The organism is Sphingomonas sp. Leaf4 (genome assembly GCF_920939515.1).
GTDB lineage: Bacteria > Pseudomonadota > Alphaproteobacteria > Sphingomonadales > Sphingomonadaceae > Sphingomonas.
The window spans coordinates 23,520-38,023 of record NZ_CAKLBB010000001.1 but is presented as its reverse complement, the minus strand read 5'-3'; the positions used below and the strand labels follow the sequence as shown (position 1 = coordinate 38,023).

The window sequence follows — 14,504 nt, the reverse complement described above, 5'->3', positions numbered from 1 at the left end:
TCGAATGGTGTCGGCATCCGCCGGTGCCGGCGTGTTCGGGGACGGGCCAGCCGATGACCGAGGCCATGCGGCGCCGGGTGAACGGCACCCGTCAGATATGGCGCTGCAAACGCCCGATCATCGGCGCTATGTCAGCGCAATGTCGCTGGAAGACGTCGAACGCCTCGGCCATCGCGACGGCGTGACGGGCCACCTCGCTTTCCTTGTCCTGGCTTTCATCGATGAGGAAATCGAGCGTGATCGCCAGCCGGGTCATCAGATCGTGCAGTTGGAACCGAAGCTCGTCGTCGCCGACCTCGAACATCGCCTCCCGGTTGCGCTCGTATAATTCGACCTCGCGGCGCGCGGACCGGATCAGGCGCATCGTCAGCCGCCCGAACGGATCGCCCCGATCATGGACGTCGTTGAGCAGGACGACGACATGCTGCAGCGAGGCGAGCACCTCGCGCCCGATCGTCGCCGCGAACCGCGCGCGGCGACGTTGCTCGACCTTTGCTGCCAACCGGCCGGAAATGAACCCGCCGGTGGTAGCGAGGATCGCGCCGACCGTGACGCTGAGGAGTGGCAGATACGGGGTCATCGCGTCGCGACCGGCGTGCGCATCACTGCATGAACCATCCGTGGCTGACCACGATCGACTGGCCGGTCAGCGCGTTCGTCGGGAAACCGGCGAGGAATACCGCCGTTTCCGCGACATCGTCGACGGTCGTGAACTCGCCATCGACCGTTTCCTTCAGCATCACGTCGCGGATCACCGCGTCCTCGCTGATGCCCAGTGCCCTGGCCTGTTCCGGAATCTGCTTTTCCACCAGCGGGGTGCGGACGAAGCCGGGGCAGATGACGTTGGCGCGGACACCATGTTCGGCACCCTCTTTGGCGACGACCTTGGCCAGTCCGATCAGCCCGTGCTTGGCGGTCACATAGGGGCCTTTCAGCTTCGATGCCTCCTTCGAATGGACCGACCCCATGTAGAGGATGCTGCCGCCGCGCCCCTGCGCATACATGTGGCGCAGACAGGCGCGCGTCGTCAGGAAAGCACCGTCGAGGTGGATGGCAAGCAGCTTCTTCCAGTCGGCGAAGGCGAACTGGTCGATCGGCGCGACGATCTGGATACCCGCGTTCGACACCAGCACGTCGATTCCACCGAACCGGGCGGCGACCGCCTCGATACCGGCGTCGACCTGCGCTTCGTCGGTGACGTTCATCGCGACGCCCATCGCACGGGTGCCATCGGGATCGAACTCCAGCGCGGTGGCATTTGCCGCGTCGATGTTCAGGTCGGCGATCGCGACCTTCGCGCCCGCCTCGAGGAAGCGCTTGGCAATATCCTTGCCGATGCCGCTGGCGGCGCCAGTGATGACGGCGACCTTGTCCTGAAGAGTCATGTCGGATCTTTCGCTGTTGCGGAACGGGGCTGCGCCCCGCCCCGGGGGGTCAGGAAATCATGGACCGCGACGCCGGGCGGCTCGGTCGGCGGCACGAATATTTCGGGATGCGCGAGCGTCGTCAGCGCATTCTCGTATCCGGTGCGCCAATGATCCTCCATCGTCTGGCGCGAGAATTCATAATCCTTCGAATCACCCTCGTACGTGGGTGAACGATAGACGAGCTGGACGATGCTGTACGCGGCCGGGTCCGATGCCCCAGCCAGCAACTGCGCCTCGGGACTGTTCTTCAGCGCGTCCGGCAGATGGTTGAACAGCGTGTTGAACGCCGCGCGATAGGTCTGCAGCTCGCGGAACGTGTCGGTCGCGGCCCGCGTGCGACTGGAAAACTGGATTTCCTTCATCCGCACCGCGACCGAGGCGAGATCGCGCGGCACGAGACCCGCCGCGCTCCATAGGTCGACCTGAAAGATCAGCGTGTCGAGATCGGAGGGCGCGGACAGCACCCAGTCGAGCGGCGTGTTGGACACCATGCCGCCGTCCCAATATTGCTCGCCGTCGATCTCCACCGCCGGAAACCCCGGCGGCAGCGCGCCCGACGCCATGACATGGTCGGCGCGGATCGTGTCGGTGGCATTGTCGAAATAGGCGAAGTTGGCGGTGCGGACGTTCACCGCGCCGACGCTGAAGCGCATGTCGCGCGAATTGATCCGGTCGAAATCGATCAGCCGCTCCAGCGTCGAACGCAGGGCGCTGGTATCGTACCAACTGGTCGCGCCAGCGGTGCCGGCGGTCTGAAACGGCGGCGGGGGAAAGCGCGGCGCGAAGAAGCCGGGCACGCCGTTCATCACCGTTCCGCCCGCCGCGATCTGGTTCACCCAGCCGCGAACATGATGGTCATGGACCAGATGCGGCATCCAGTCCGCCCAGCCGCTCGACCCGCCCGACACCCCTTCCCAGAAGGCGCGCAATCGATCGATCCGGTGTTCGCGGGCGTTGCCGGCGATGATCGCGCTGTTGATCGCGCCGATCGAGATGCCCGCGACCCAGGTCGGTTCGATCCCGTGTTCCGACAACGCCTGATAGACGCCGGCCTGATAGGCACCGAGCGCACCGCCCCCCTGCAACAGCAGCGCGATGCTCGGGAACGGCGTCGCCGTGGCGCAGGCGGTGGCGGCCGGCGCGCGCGTCCCGTGCCGCATACCCCTACTCACGTTCGGGCACCGGGACATTGAAGCCGTTGAGCGTCGTCGAGACGAGGCTGTACAACCCGACGAGATAGATCAGCTCGCTGGTGCCATGCTGGCCGAAGGTCTGCACCGCCAGGCGGTAGAGCGGTTCGGGCAGGACGCCGCCACGGACGAGCGCATAGGCGAAATCATACGCGATGCTTTCGTCGGGCGCGAAGTCGGTCGGCTTCACGCCGGCGACCAGCGTGGCGAGCCGTTCGAGCGTCATGCCGTCGCGCTCCGCGACCGCGATATGCGCATAGATTTCGTACGCGGCATCGAAGCGCGCCCCGACGACGAGAATGGCGACCTGCCGGACATTGTCGGGCAGGCTGGCCTCGGCGGTCATCGCCAGCGTCAGGTCCCAGATCGCCTTGCCGATCCGCGGTTCGTGAAGCCAGGGATTCCACGGACCCATCAACGCCCCGTCGTCGCGTTCGACCAGGAAAGCATTGAAGTTGCCGGCAATCCCCTTTCGCATATCGTCATAGAGCGGCCGCTGTTCGGACGTCAGGTCGCTCGGCGGGATCAGGGGAAGTCGCATGAAACGGATCCTTTCACAAACACCCCGACCATCGCCGATGCCGCGTTGGCGCAGCGTGACCCGGGCGTGAAGCTTCGGTCATCATCGGCACCGGCGACGACGCATCGCGCCGCCGCCGGTGCTGTCGCGATCAGCCGCCGAAGCTGGCGCCGCTCATCGCCGTCATGAACGCCTGCGGATTCCAATATTCCCGATAGCTGACGATCCGTCCATCGCGGAACGTGACGAAGGTCGCATAGCGCATCTCGTACGGATTGCCGTTCGACAGAACCTTGCCCGAGGCGCTCCATTCGGCGATCGCGACGTCGGGATCGTCGGTGGTGTAGATCTTGAGCGTCGGCAGCGATTTGATGTCGATCGCGTCGGGATAGCCGCGCAGATATTCATACAGCGCCGCCTTGCCCTCGATCCGCGCAGGCGAACCGTCGGGCGCGAACGGGAATTCGGCGACGACGTCGTCGGCGCACAGGTCGGACCAGCCCTTCATGTCGTGGGCGAGGAAGGTGTCGAGGCTCTTGCGAAGCAGTTGGGCGGCGGTCGTGGTCATGGGGACTATCCTTGCGGGGTACGGGGGGCGCCCATCGTCATGCCGCCGCGCTGCGACGACGCGATGACGACGGGCAAGGCCGGTCAGATGCGGACGAAGTTGTGCGTGGCAAGCGGCCCGAACGGCAGCGAGGCGAGCGGGCCGCCGACATCGAGCGTCCCCAGATCGACCGGCAGGAAACCGGTCGCCTCTAGGATCGCGCGGACCTGCGCCTTGGCGTCCGCATCGTCGCCCGAATAGAACAGCACGCGCTGGCCGCCGGCGGCTTCGGGATGCGGCAGGACGTTGACGTCGAGATGGTTGAACGCCTTTACCAGCCGCGCACCGGGCACCAGATCGGCGACGATCGCGCTCGAATGGCGATCACCGATGTCGACCGCCTTGATGCCATAGGCGGCCAGCGGATTGCCCGGATCGTTCGCCTCGGGCGACGCCGGATCGAGGAACAGGACGGGATTGGTGCCGTCGATGACGATGCGGTTGTTCCAGTCGGGCAGACCGGCCAGCACGTCCTCCAGCGCGACCCACGGCATCGCCAGCACGACGATGTCGGCGGCGGCGGCCTCGGCGACCGTGCCGGCGGTGATCGTGCCGCCGAGGTCGGCGACGAGATCCCGGAGCGATTCCGGGCCGCGCTTGTTCGCGATGATCGCCGACTGCCCCTTGTTGGCAAGGGCGCGCGCGACGTTGGAACCCAGAGCGCCCGAACCGATGATACCGATGGTCATGATGAAATCCTTCTTGTCACCGGGGTTGCATGGAATGACGGAACGATGCCCCGGCACCGGCCCGTCAGCGTGCCGGTGCCGGCACGCACATTATGTCGATATGTCACTGATACTATGACATATCAGGCAAAAACCGATGTCACCACCGCAGCGGAATGGTGAACTTGCCGAGCCGTGCGACCTCGGCGGCGACCTGTTCGATCGTCACTTCGGCCAACACGTCCTCCATCGCCTGGCGCGCCTTGTCGAGCGTGGGGCGCAGCGCCTCCTGGATATTCCCGCCGACCGAACAGCCGGCAAGCGGCGGCAGGCGATGGAACGTGAACAATTCCGTATCCTCGACAGCGCGGTACACATCCAGAAGCCGGATCTGTGCTGCTGGCTTGGCCAGCAACGCGCCGCCGCCCGATCCCATTTGCGAGGACGTCAACCCGGCCTGTCCCAGTCGCGACAGCAGGCCCCGGATCACGACCGCGCCGGTATTGGCGGAATGCGCCAGATCTTCCGACCGCATCGGCGCATCATCGCCCACCGCAAGCGCGGCGAGAACATGGACGGCGACGACGAAACGACTGCTGGTTGGCATAGGCTGAACCCTCTGTGTGTCACCGTCACTATGACATATAATCCGGGTCGTCAACGGCTTTTTTGCGATCGGGGCTCCCGTCGTCGCGGTTCCGGTTGCAACCGGACCAGAAACCCTTCCGCCGCCGGTGCCGGACCATTCCAGACCGGGGCGAATCGGGCGCGTGCAACGCCGTTTCATCCAGATACGCCATATCGTTCAGTGCCTTAACCGCCCGAGGTCGAACATCGACCATAAGGCCGTCGACAAGGTCCATGCCCGGGATCAACACTGGGAGCACAGTCGACGGCCGAGGGTGTCGACGGATGGAGCGCAAGGCCGATGGGCAACAGGTCCGCGGCCGCTTCCGCCATGCCCTCGTCGCGTCCAACGACATATATTCACGGGGGGATACTGTGCTCGACAAGGCGAAACAAACGCGGTCCGTTCACGGATTGAGGCAGACGGTGAGCGGCACCGCGCTGGCGATCACCCTGTTGATGGCCGGGGTCGCCCATGCGCAGACGGTCGCGCCGCCGGCCGTGGACCAGCCGGCGACCGACCAGACCGACGCCGACACCCCCGCCGCCGATATTGTCGTCACCGGATCGCGCATCACCGCGAGCGGCTTCACCGCGCCGACCCCGACGCAGGTGATCGGCGAGGCCGATATTGCCCGTTCGGCCCAGCCCAATATCTTCAACGCCATTACCCAGTTGCCGTCGCTGATGGGCAGCACCGGCCGCGCGGTCGGCGTGGCCACCACGTCGAGCGGGACGCAGGGGCTGAGCTCGTTCTCGCTGCGCGGCCTGGGCGCGATCCGCACGCTGACGCTGCTCGACGGCCAGCGCTTCGTCGGCGCCAACGTCACCGGCGTGCCCGACGTCAGCCAGTTCCCGCAACTGCTGGTCCAGCGGGTGGACGTGGTGAACGGTGGTGCATCCGCTTCCTACGGATCGGACGCGATCGGCGGCGTCATCAATTTCGTCACCGACAAGCGGTTCACCGGGTTCAAGGCCAATCTCGAAGGCGGCGTCACCACCTATGGCGACGATGCCAGCGTCACCGCGCAGGCGGCATGGGGCGGCAGCTTCCTCGAAGACCGGCTGCATGTCGTCGTCAGCGGCGAATATGGCCGCGAGGGCGGGGTGCCCAATCCCGGCTTCGGCATCACCGGCGCCAACGGCCGCGACTGGTATGTATCGCCCGCGTTTCAGGTCCGCAGCATCGCGGGCACGCCCGCCGGCCAGCCCCAGATTTCGGTCATCCAGAACGCGCAGCAGTTCCAATATGCCAAATACGGCCTGATTACCTCGGGTCCGTTGCAGGGCACCGCGTTCGGCCTCAACGGCGCGCCGTTCGCGTTCCAGTACGGATCGAACGGCACGCCGACCGGCACCGGTGCCGTGACCAACTGCATCACGCCGTTCTGCGTGGGCGGCGACACCAGCGGCGTGGTCGGCGCGGGTACGACGCTGGCGTCGAAGCTGGAACGCCTCGTCGGCTATACCCGGATCGGCTACGACGTCGCGGCGGACAACGAGATCTATGCCACGTTCAACGCCGCGCAGGTCCGTTCGGAAAATTCGCCGAACGCTGGTGCGGCCAAGAACGCCAATCTGACGATCCAGTGTTCCAATCCGTTCGTGCCCGCATCGATCCAGGCAGCCTGCGTCACGAACAACATCACCAGTTTCCAGTTCGGCACCAGCCTCGCCAACTTCCCCGATTTCATCTCGGTCAAGCCCAAGCGGACCAATCTGCGCGGCGTGATCGGCGCGACCGGCAAGTTTCCCGCGCTCGGCACCCGGTGGAGCTATGACGCCTATTACGAATATGGCCACAACTACACCGATCTGCACGTCTCCAACATCTCGCTGAACCCGCGTTTCAACGCCGCGATCCAGGCCGTCCGCGCGGCCGACGGCTCGATCGTGTGCGCCAGCGCGGCGGCGCGCGCGTCGGGTTGCGTACCGTTCAACGTCATCGGCAACGTAACCAACAGCCAGGCCGCGCTCGATTACATCATCCCCAAGGTCGGGCCGTTCCAGCACACCTGGTCGAGCCAGCACGCCGCCAGCGCCAGCATCAACGGCCAGCCCGCATCGACCTGGGCCGGCCCGATCTCGCTGGCGTTCGGCTACGAATATCGTCGCGAATGGTACAAGGTCCGCTCGGACCCCTATGGCAACGGCATCTATCCCGAATCGCCCAACAGCGCCGACTATCCGGCCGATCCGCTGATGAACACCGTGTCGGGCAACAACTGGTATGCCGGCAACTATCATTCGGGCGGCGGCAAGTACGACGTGCATGAAGGGTTCGCCGAAGTCGATGTGCCGGTGCTCGATTCGGACGATCTGGGCCGGGCGAACCTGAACGCCGCGATCCGCGAGACGCATTACAGCACGTCGGGCTGGATCGCGAGCTGGAAGGTGGGCGGCACGTGGGAGACGCCGGTCGAGGGCGTGCGGCTGCGCGCCGTCACCTCGCGCGACGTGCGCGCGCCCAACCTGTCGGAGCTGTTCGCCGCCCCCGCGATCACCAACAACGTCGTCAACGATCCGCGCGTCGCCGGCGGCCGCACGGTGACGGTGACGCAGACCAACCTCGGCAACCCCGGCCTGCGTCCCGAAGTCGGCCGCAACACCACCGGCGGCATCGTCGTGTCGGGCAGCAACTGGCTGCCCGGCTTCAACGCCTCGATCGATTATTACAGCATCAAGGTGAAGAACGTCGTCTCCGCCTTCGCCGGGCAGCAGCAGGTCGACCTGTGCCTGGTCAGCAGGATCCAGCAGTTCTGCAACTCGATCTTCCTCGACAGCAACCAGCCGAACGGCAATTTCGTCAACGTGCAGGCGTTCAACCTCGCATCGATCTATACCAACGGCTTCGATATGGAGGCGAGCTATCGCCGGCCGCTCGGCGGCATCGGCCTGCCCGGCACCTTCACGCTGCGCGCGCTGGCGACGCATGTGATCCATTATCGCAGCACATCGGGCATTCCCGGCACGATCTCGACCGAACTGGCGGGCGTGAACCAGGGATCGATCCCCGACTGGAAGATCCTTGGCGTGCAAAGCTGGGATACCGACCAGTTCAGCCTGTCGCTCACCGAACGCTGGTTCAGCGACGGCGTGTACAGCAACGAATTCGTCGAATGCCGGTCGAACTGCCCGCTGCCGACGGCCAATCATCCGACGATCGACACCAACCACATGGCCGGCGCCTTCTATCTCGATGCGGGCGGGTCGTACAATGTGACCAGCCGGTTCACCGCCTATTTCAAGATCGACAACCTGCTGAACCGGTCGCCCGAACCGTCGCCGCAGACCAACGTCACCTATGGCTTCAATCCGCTGCTGTACGACGTCCTTGGCCGTACCTTCCGCGCCGGGTTGCGCTATGGCTTCTGATGCGGAACGGACCGCGGGGGATGCCATGATGAACGGACCGACGACATGACGCTGCTGACGATCGCGGCGGTCATCGCCCTGCTGGTGGTGCTGGTGGTGGCGGTGCGCATCCCCCCGTTCGTGGCGTTCATCGTCACCGCGCTGGTCGCCGCGATCCTGCTTGGCATACCCCTGGCGGCGATCCCGGCGACGATCGAGAAGGGCATCGGCGACATGCTGGGGCCGCTCGCGGCGATCGTGGTGCTGGGCGCGGTGTTCGGCAAGCTGGTCGCCGACAGCGGCGCGGCGCAGCGGATCGCCGAAACGCTGGTCGCATTGCTCGGCGAAAAACGGTTGCCGCTGGCGATGGCGGCGACCGGGTTCGTCGTCGGCATCCCGTTGTTCTACAACGTCGGCTTCGTCCTGATGGTGCCGCTGATCTTCTCGGTCGTGCGGCGGACGGGGTTGCCCGCGGTCTATGTCGGCATTCCGCTGCTGGCGGGCATGTCGATCGCGCACGGCTTCCTGCCGCCGCACCCCTCGCCCGCCGCGCTGGTGCCGCTGTTCGGGGCCGATATAGGGCTGACGCTTATCTACGGCCTGATCGTCGGCGTTCCGACGCTCGCCATCGCCGGGCCGCTGTTCGCGCGGACGCTGCGACATATCCGCGCGGTGCCGGCCCCGCTGTTCGCGACACCGGCGGGCGACGACCTGCCGCTGCCCGGTGCCGGGCGCAGCATCGCCTGCGCGCTGCTGCCGGTGGTACTTATTGCCGGCGCGACCGGGCTGGCCCATCTGTCGCTGCCCCCCGGAGCGCATGCCGTCGTCACCTTCACCGGCAGTCCGCTCGTCGTGCTGCTGCTCTCGATCGTCGTCGCGCTGCTCGCGCTGCGATCGGCCCGGGGAATATCGCTTGCGCAGGGCATGGAAGGATTCGTCGTCGCGATCCGCGACATCGCGCCGATCCTGCTCATCATCGCAGGCGCGGGCGCCTTGAAACAGGTATTGATCGCCAGCGGGGCCGATGTCGCGCTGACCGGTGGCCTGTCGGGCCTGCCGGTGCCGCCGCTCGTCACCGGCTGGCTGGTCGCCTGCATCATCCGCATCGCGCTGGGATCGGCGACGGTCGCCGGGCTGACCGCCGCCAGCCTCGTCCATCCGCTGGCGACAGCGGCGGGGACCGATCCCAATCTGATGGTGCTGGCGATCGGCGCGGGCAGCCTGATGTGCAGCCACGTCAATGATTCGGGTTTCTGGATGTTCAAGGAATATTTCGGGCTGTCGCTGCGCGACACGTTCCGGTCGTGGTCGCTGATGGAAACGCTGGTCGGCGTCTTTGGCCTCGTGTTCGTCCTGCTGCTCGACATGGCGCTCAGGGGGATTGCGTGATGAAGACGATGGGGAGCGCGATCCTGCTGTCGCTGCTGGCGGGGACGGCGGCGGCGCAACAGGTCGACTGGCCCTCGCCGCGCCTCGCCCGGCCGAAGATGGACGTGATCGGACCCTATGACGCGGTGTTCATTGCCGGGGCCGATACGATCGCCCGCCCGGCGCAGGGCTATGCCGAGGGCGAGACGCTGCCCGCCAGCCCGCAATGGACGCTGAGCGCATGGATCAGGCCCGCGCGTATCGCCGCCGGTCGCGCGATCGTCGGCGGTGTCGGCCCTGCCGCCGGGCCGCGCTCGCGTGCGCTGGCGCTGGTCGACGGGCGGGCCGCGCTGCTGGTCGGCGACACGCTCGTCCGGGGCGGGCCGGTGCTGGCCGCCGGTCGCTGGCATCACCTGATCGCCATCGGCGACGGCGATCGCATCCGCCTGCTGCTCGACGGTCGCGAGGTCGCGGCCGGGCGGGCGGCGATCGAGCCGGCACCCGCGCTCGTCACGATCGGGCCGCGCCTGCCCGGCCTGCCGTTCTTCACCGGCCATGTCGCCGCGCTGACCTTCGCACCGCAGGCGCCAACTCCCGCCGAAATCGCCACGGCGGCGCGTGCCGTTCCAGACGAGGCGCTGATCCGGTTCGAGGATGCCAGCCCCACTTGGCCGCTGACCGTGCGCAACCAATATGGCGAGGCGGTGCCGCAACGCGCGTGGACGCTTCCCAAGGGCAACGCGCCCTTTTCGCCGCCACGGGCGATCCCCGTTCCATCCGCCGCCGCGCTCGTCCCGGCGGGCGGCGGGCGATTTACCGTCAACGGATGGCGCATGGCCGAAGGACCCACGGTCGCCGCCGGTGGCCCCGCGCTGTCGACCCCCGGTTTCGACGCCGCGCGCTGGCACGTCGCGACCGTGCCGGGCACCGCGCTCACCACGCTGGTCGATCGCGGCGTCTATCCCGATCCGGGCATCGGGCTGAACAACATGGCGATCCCCGAACGCCTCGCGCGGCAGGATTATTGGTATCGCACCGAATTCGTGCCGCCCGCCGATCTGGCGGGCAAGCGGCTGACGCTGCGCTTCGACGGCATCAACTATGCCGCCGAGATTTGGGTCAACGGCACGGCGGCCGGGACGATCAAGGGCGCCTTCATCCGCGGCGCGTTCGACGTGACCGACATGCTGGTGCCGGGACGCAGCAACGCCGTCGCGGTGCGCGTCTCGCCGCCGCCGCATCCGGGCATCCCGCACGAACAGTCGATGACCGCCGGTCGCGGCGAGAACGGCGGCGCGATGATGATCGACGGGCCGACCTTCACCGCATCCGAAGGCTGGGACTGGATTCCGGCCGTCCGCGACCGCAACACCGGATTGTGGCAGGGTGTTGAACTGGTCGCCACCGGCACCCTGACGCTGGGTGATCCGCAGGTCGTGACGACGCTGCCGAACGGCGACACCAGCGTCGCCGATGTCGCGATCACCGTGCCGATCACGAACCACGGGCCGGTGCCGCTCGACACGACCATCCGCGCCACGTTCGACGACGTCACCGTGACCCGGGCGGTGCGCGTTCCCCCGGCGGCGACGGTGACGGTCGCGCTGACGCCCGCGAGCCACCCCGCGCTTCGCGTCGCCAATCCGCGGCTGTGGTGGCCGAACGGCTATGGCGATCCGACGCTGCACGACCTGCATCTGGGCATTACCGGTCCGAACGGCCTGTCGGACGAGGCGCGGGTGCGCTTTGGGATGCGGCAGGTAACGTACGAACTGTCGTCGCTCGACAGCCACGGCGATCTGCGCCGGATCGAGGTCGACCTCGCCCGTGCCCGCCACCTGGGTACGCCGGTCATCGACGAACGCCATGCCGGGCTGCGCAAGGTGCCCGGCGGCTGGGCCAATTCGCTGTTCCCCGGTGCCGAACGATCGCCGGCGGTACGGACCATCACCGGCGACGAGGGCCTGTCGCCGCACCTCGCGCTGCGGGTCAACGGTGTCCGCATCGCCGGGCGCGGCGGCAACTGGGGCATGGACGACATGCTCAAACGGGTCGGGCACGACCGGCTGGACCCCTATTTCCGGCTGCACCGCGATGCGGGAATGAACATCATCCGCAACTGGATGGGGCAGAGCACCGAAGCCAGCTTCTACGACCTTGCCGATCGCTACGGCATCATGATCCTGAACGATTTCTGGGAATCGACGCAGGACAACAACGCCGAGGCGGAGGACGTGCCGCTGTTCCTCGCCAATGCGCGCGACACGGTGCGGCGGTTCCGCAACCACCCCTCGATCGTGATGTGGATCGGCCGCAACGAAGGCGTGCCGCAACCGATCCTGCAGACCGCGTTGCAGGACATGGTGTGGGCCGAGGACGGCACCCGCATGTACAAGGGCAATTCGCGGATCATCAATTTCGCCGGGTCCGGCCCGTACAACTGGCGCGAGCCCGCCGGGTATTTCACCGATTTCGCCAGGGGTTTCGCGGTGGAGGTCGGCACCTACAGCTTTCCCACGCTGGAGGCATGGCAGCGGGCGGTGCCCGCTGCGGACCGGTGGCCGATCAACGACACCTGGGCCTATCACGACTGGCATCAGGAGCGTGCCGTCGCCGTGACCAGCTTCATGGACGCGATGGCGACCCGTTTCGGCCCCGCCACCGATCTCGCCGATTTCGAGCGCAAGGCGCAGATGCTGAACTATGAATCGCACCGCGCGATCTTCGAGGGGATGAACGCCGGCCTGTGGAAGACCAACAGCGCGCGGATGCTGTGGATGTCGCACCCGGCGTGGCCGTCGACCGACTTCCAGATTTATTCCTCCGACTATGACACGCATGGCTCGTTCTACGGCACCAGAAAGGGTGCGGAGCCGGTCCATGTGCAGATGAACCTGCCCGACCGCCGGGTCGTGATGGTCAATACGACCCGCACACCGCTGACCGGGGTTCTGGTGCGCGCGCGGATCGTTGGCCTCGACAATCGGGAATGGTCGGTGAAGGAGCGACGGATCGACGTGCCCGCCAACGGCATCGTCGATGCGTTCCTCCTCGATCCGGCGGCGGCCGGCGCGGCGCCGGTCCTTGTCCGGCTGGAGGCGGAACGCACCGATGGAACGCGGCTGTCCGACAATTTCTATTGGGATGCCGCCAGCCCCGCCGCGCTGCGCGCGCTCGTCGCGATGCCGGCGGGCATGGTCACGGCACGGGCGACGCCGGGGATGGCGGGGGACGAACGCAGCATCACGATCGATCTGGCCAACACCGGCCGGGTTCCGGTGCTGCAGACCAAGCTGACCCTGTTCGATACCGCCGGACAACAGATACTGCCGGCCTATTTCACCGACAATTATGTGTCGCTGCTGCCCGGCGAGACGCGGCAGGTGAGCGTTCGATATTCCGCAGCGCGCGGCCCGGCACGGGTGCGCCTGCGCGGCTGGAACCTCGCGCCCGCCGACGTGCCGTGATCGGCGTCGCCCATGGGTTCGCCCGACAGGGGTATCGCGACGACGATGGGCGTTCAGTCGTACAGGCGCGCGGGGGACGCGGCGATCGCCCGTGCCGCCTGCGCGACCTGCGCGCGGTTGCTGACCTGAAGCCGGCGCATCAGTTGCGTCATATGCGCTTTGACGGTTGATTCGGCGATACCCAGATCATAGGCGATCTGCTTGTTGAGGAGGCCCGAATGCACGCCCTGCATGATCCTGACCTGCCGCGGCGTCAGCGGCGGAGCGGGCGTGACGCGGTATTTTTTCGCGATGGCGGCCATATGGTTCGGACGTACCGGCACGGCGTCTCTCCTCCTCCGAAAACTGCCGATGGTGTGACGGCATCCGGTGCCGCCCCCATCGATCCTGTCATGCCAATCCGGGCAACCAGTGACCGTCTGTCTGACAGATTTCGGTATACTGCCAGTTGTCTTGACCAATCAAGAGGGATTCAGGCGGCCATGTCGCGATTTTGGTCAGACAGATTTCACGGTGTCCGATTGCGGCATTCCGTACCATGAGCGACAGCCGGCTTACCGATCGCGCCTATGCCGCGATCGTCGGGATCATCATCGACAGCGACCTTCAGGTCGGCGACCGGTTGCCGTCCGAAAACCAGCTGGGCGAGCAGTTCGGCATGTCGCGGCCGATCGTGCGCGAGGCGCTGGTACGGCTCGGGTCGGACGGCATCACCCTGTCGCGGCGCGGGGCCGGTTCCTATGTCAAGCGGCGGCCGTCGCCCCGGCTGGGCGCGCACATCCCGCTGGCCGGGCTGGCGGCGACGCTCGGCACGTACGAAGTGCGCCTGGTGCTCGAAGCCGAGGCGGCACGCCTTGCGGCGCAGCGGCGGTCGGACGAATCGATGGTCATTCTGGAAGAACGGTTGCGCGCGCTGCGTGCGGCGCTGCTGTCCGACGGCCCGGCGCATGACGAGGACTGGCAGTTGCACCGCGCCATCATCGAGGCGACGGGCAATACCGCTTTCCTGTCGGTGTTCGACCATCTGTACGACGACGTGTCGCGCATTCTGAAGGCCGGTGTCGACATCTCCCGCACGCGCCCGCCCCGCGCGATCGAGGCGATGATGGCCGAGCATGAGGCGATCGTCGAGGCGATCCGGGCGCAGGACCCCGACGACGCCGCGCTCGCCATGCGCTGGCATCTGAGCCAAGGGCGCAAGCGATTGATGCCATGACATAAAATACCTTGTCGATAGCGCGGGCTGACGCTGGTGCCGCCGCCGCCGGACCACGGC

Annotated in this window: 12 protein-coding genes; 4 read left to right on the top strand and 8 right to left on the bottom strand. The window is 66.8% G+C overall.

Features of this window, described 5'->3' with window-relative positions:
* Nucleotides 1–91: 91 nt before the first annotated feature.
* From LRA89_RS00170 to LRA89_RS00140, 7 genes are all read right to left on the bottom strand, one after another.
* Nucleotides 92–580, bottom strand: a complete 489-nt coding sequence (locus tag LRA89_RS00170; RefSeq protein WP_230635454.1) for a hypothetical protein — start codon at nt 578–580, stop codon at nt 92–94.
* Nucleotides 581–602: 22 nt separating this feature from the next.
* Nucleotides 603–1,385, bottom strand: a complete 783-nt coding sequence (locus LRA89_RS00165; protein WP_230635452.1) for a 3-hydroxybutyrate dehydrogenase — start codon at nt 1,383–1,385, stop codon at nt 603–605.
* Nucleotides 1,382–2,587: a DUF3734 domain-containing protein gene (locus LRA89_RS00160; RefSeq protein ID WP_230635450.1), complete on the bottom strand. Its 1,206-nt coding sequence runs from the start codon at nt 2,585–2,587 to the stop codon at nt 1,382–1,384. The genes LRA89_RS00165 and LRA89_RS00160 overlap by 4 nt, the downstream gene beginning before the upstream one ends.
* Before the next feature lie 4 nt (nt 2,588–2,591).
* Entirely contained in the window at nt 2,592–3,158 is a 567-nt protein-coding gene (locus LRA89_RS00155; protein WP_230635448.1) for a carboxymuconolactone decarboxylase family protein, read from the bottom strand.
* Between the two features lie 130 nt (nt 3,159–3,288).
* The gene (locus LRA89_RS00150; protein WP_230635446.1) at nt 3,289–3,705 is read right to left on the bottom strand and encodes a nuclear transport factor 2 family protein; all 417 of its coding nucleotides are present in this window, start codon (nt 3,703–3,705) and stop codon (nt 3,289–3,291) included.
* Between the two features lie 83 nt (nt 3,706–3,788).
* Nucleotides 3,789–4,433 carry an NADPH-dependent F420 reductase gene (locus LRA89_RS00145; protein WP_055758640.1) on the bottom strand — a complete coding sequence of 215 codons (645 nt, stop codon included), beginning with the start codon at nt 4,431–4,433 and terminating at the stop codon, nt 3,789–3,791.
* 139 nt (nt 4,434–4,572) lie between these two features.
* Nucleotides 4,573–5,019 carry an Rrf2 family transcriptional regulator gene (locus LRA89_RS00140; protein WP_055757541.1) on the bottom strand — a complete coding sequence of 149 codons (447 nt, stop codon included), beginning with the start codon at nt 5,017–5,019 and terminating at the stop codon, nt 4,573–4,575.
* 479 nt (nt 5,020–5,498) lie between these two features.
* Between LRA89_RS00140 and LRA89_RS00135 the strand changes: the two genes are divergently transcribed.
* From LRA89_RS00135 to LRA89_RS00125, 3 genes are read left to right on the top strand one after another with little or no spacing between them, the layout of a single operon-like run.
* Entirely contained in the window at nt 5,499–8,414 is a 2,916-nt protein-coding gene (locus LRA89_RS00135; protein ID WP_230768854.1) for a TonB-dependent receptor domain-containing protein, read from the top strand.
* A gap of 45 nt (nt 8,415–8,459) precedes the next feature.
* A complete protein-coding gene (locus LRA89_RS00130) occupies nt 8,460–9,782 on the top strand; it encodes a GntP family permease (protein ID WP_230635444.1) in 1,323 nt (440 codons plus the stop codon).
* Complete coding sequence (locus LRA89_RS00125; protein ID WP_230635442.1) at nt 9,782–13,228, top strand: glycosyl hydrolase 2 galactose-binding domain-containing protein; 3,447 nt, start codon at nt 9,782–9,784, stop codon at nt 13,226–13,228. The genes LRA89_RS00130 and LRA89_RS00125 overlap by 1 nt, the downstream gene beginning before the upstream one ends.
* Before the next feature lie 53 nt (nt 13,229–13,281).
* On the opposite strand, the gene LRA89_RS00120 is transcribed toward LRA89_RS00125, so the two are convergent.
* On the bottom strand, nt 13,282–13,530 hold the full coding sequence (locus LRA89_RS00120; RefSeq protein ID WP_055757535.1) for a helix-turn-helix domain-containing protein: 249 nt from the start codon (nt 13,528–13,530) through the stop codon (nt 13,282–13,284).
* Between the two features lie 236 nt (nt 13,531–13,766).
* Here LRA89_RS00120 and LRA89_RS00115 point away from each other — a divergent pair, with 236 nt between their 5' ends.
* Nucleotides 13,767–14,444, top strand: a complete 678-nt coding sequence (locus tag LRA89_RS00115; protein ID WP_230635440.1) for a FadR/GntR family transcriptional regulator — start codon at nt 13,767–13,769, stop codon at nt 14,442–14,444.
* Nucleotides 14,445–14,504: the final 60 nt, after the last annotated feature.

Excerpts from the sequence above, each read along its gene's own strand:
- LRA89_RS00115 (WP_230635440.1), top strand. The coding sequence starts at position 13,767 with ATGAGCGACAGCCGGCTTACCGATCGCGCCTATGCCGCGATCGTCGGG.
- LRA89_RS00135 (WP_230768854.1), top strand. The coding sequence starts at position 5,499 with ATGGCCGGGGTCGCCCATGCGCAGACGGTCGCGCCGCCGGCCGTGGAC.
- LRA89_RS00160 (WP_230635450.1), bottom strand. The coding sequence starts at position 2,587 with ATGCGGCACGGGACGCGCGCGCCGGCCGCCACCGCCTGCGCCACGGCG.
- LRA89_RS00130 (WP_230635444.1), top strand. The coding sequence starts at position 8,460 with ATGACGCTGCTGACGATCGCGGCGGTCATCGCCCTGCTGGTGGTGCTG.
- LRA89_RS00165 (WP_230635452.1), bottom strand. The coding sequence starts at position 1,385 with ATGACTCTTCAGGACAAGGTCGCCGTCATCACTGGCGCCGCCAGCGGC.
- LRA89_RS00120 (WP_055757535.1), bottom strand. The coding sequence starts at position 13,530 with ATGGCCGCCATCGCGAAAAAATACCGCGTCACGCCCGCTCCGCCGCTG.
- LRA89_RS00150 (WP_230635446.1), bottom strand. The coding sequence starts at position 3,705 with ATGACCACGACCGCCGCCCAACTGCTTCGCAAGAGCCTCGACACCTTC.
- LRA89_RS00125 (WP_230635442.1), top strand. The coding sequence starts at position 9,782 with ATGAAGACGATGGGGAGCGCGATCCTGCTGTCGCTGCTGGCGGGGACG.
- LRA89_RS00170 (WP_230635454.1), bottom strand. The coding sequence starts at position 580 with ATGACCCCGTATCTGCCACTCCTCAGCGTCACGGTCGGCGCGATCCTC.
- LRA89_RS00155 (WP_230635448.1), bottom strand. The coding sequence starts at position 3,158 with ATGCGACTTCCCCTGATCCCGCCGAGCGACCTGACGTCCGAACAGCGG.
- LRA89_RS00140 (WP_055757541.1), bottom strand. The coding sequence starts at position 5,019 with ATGCCAACCAGCAGTCGTTTCGTCGTCGCCGTCCATGTTCTCGCCGCG.
- LRA89_RS00145 (WP_055758640.1), bottom strand. The coding sequence starts at position 4,433 with ATGACCATCGGTATCATCGGTTCGGGCGCTCTGGGTTCCAACGTCGCG.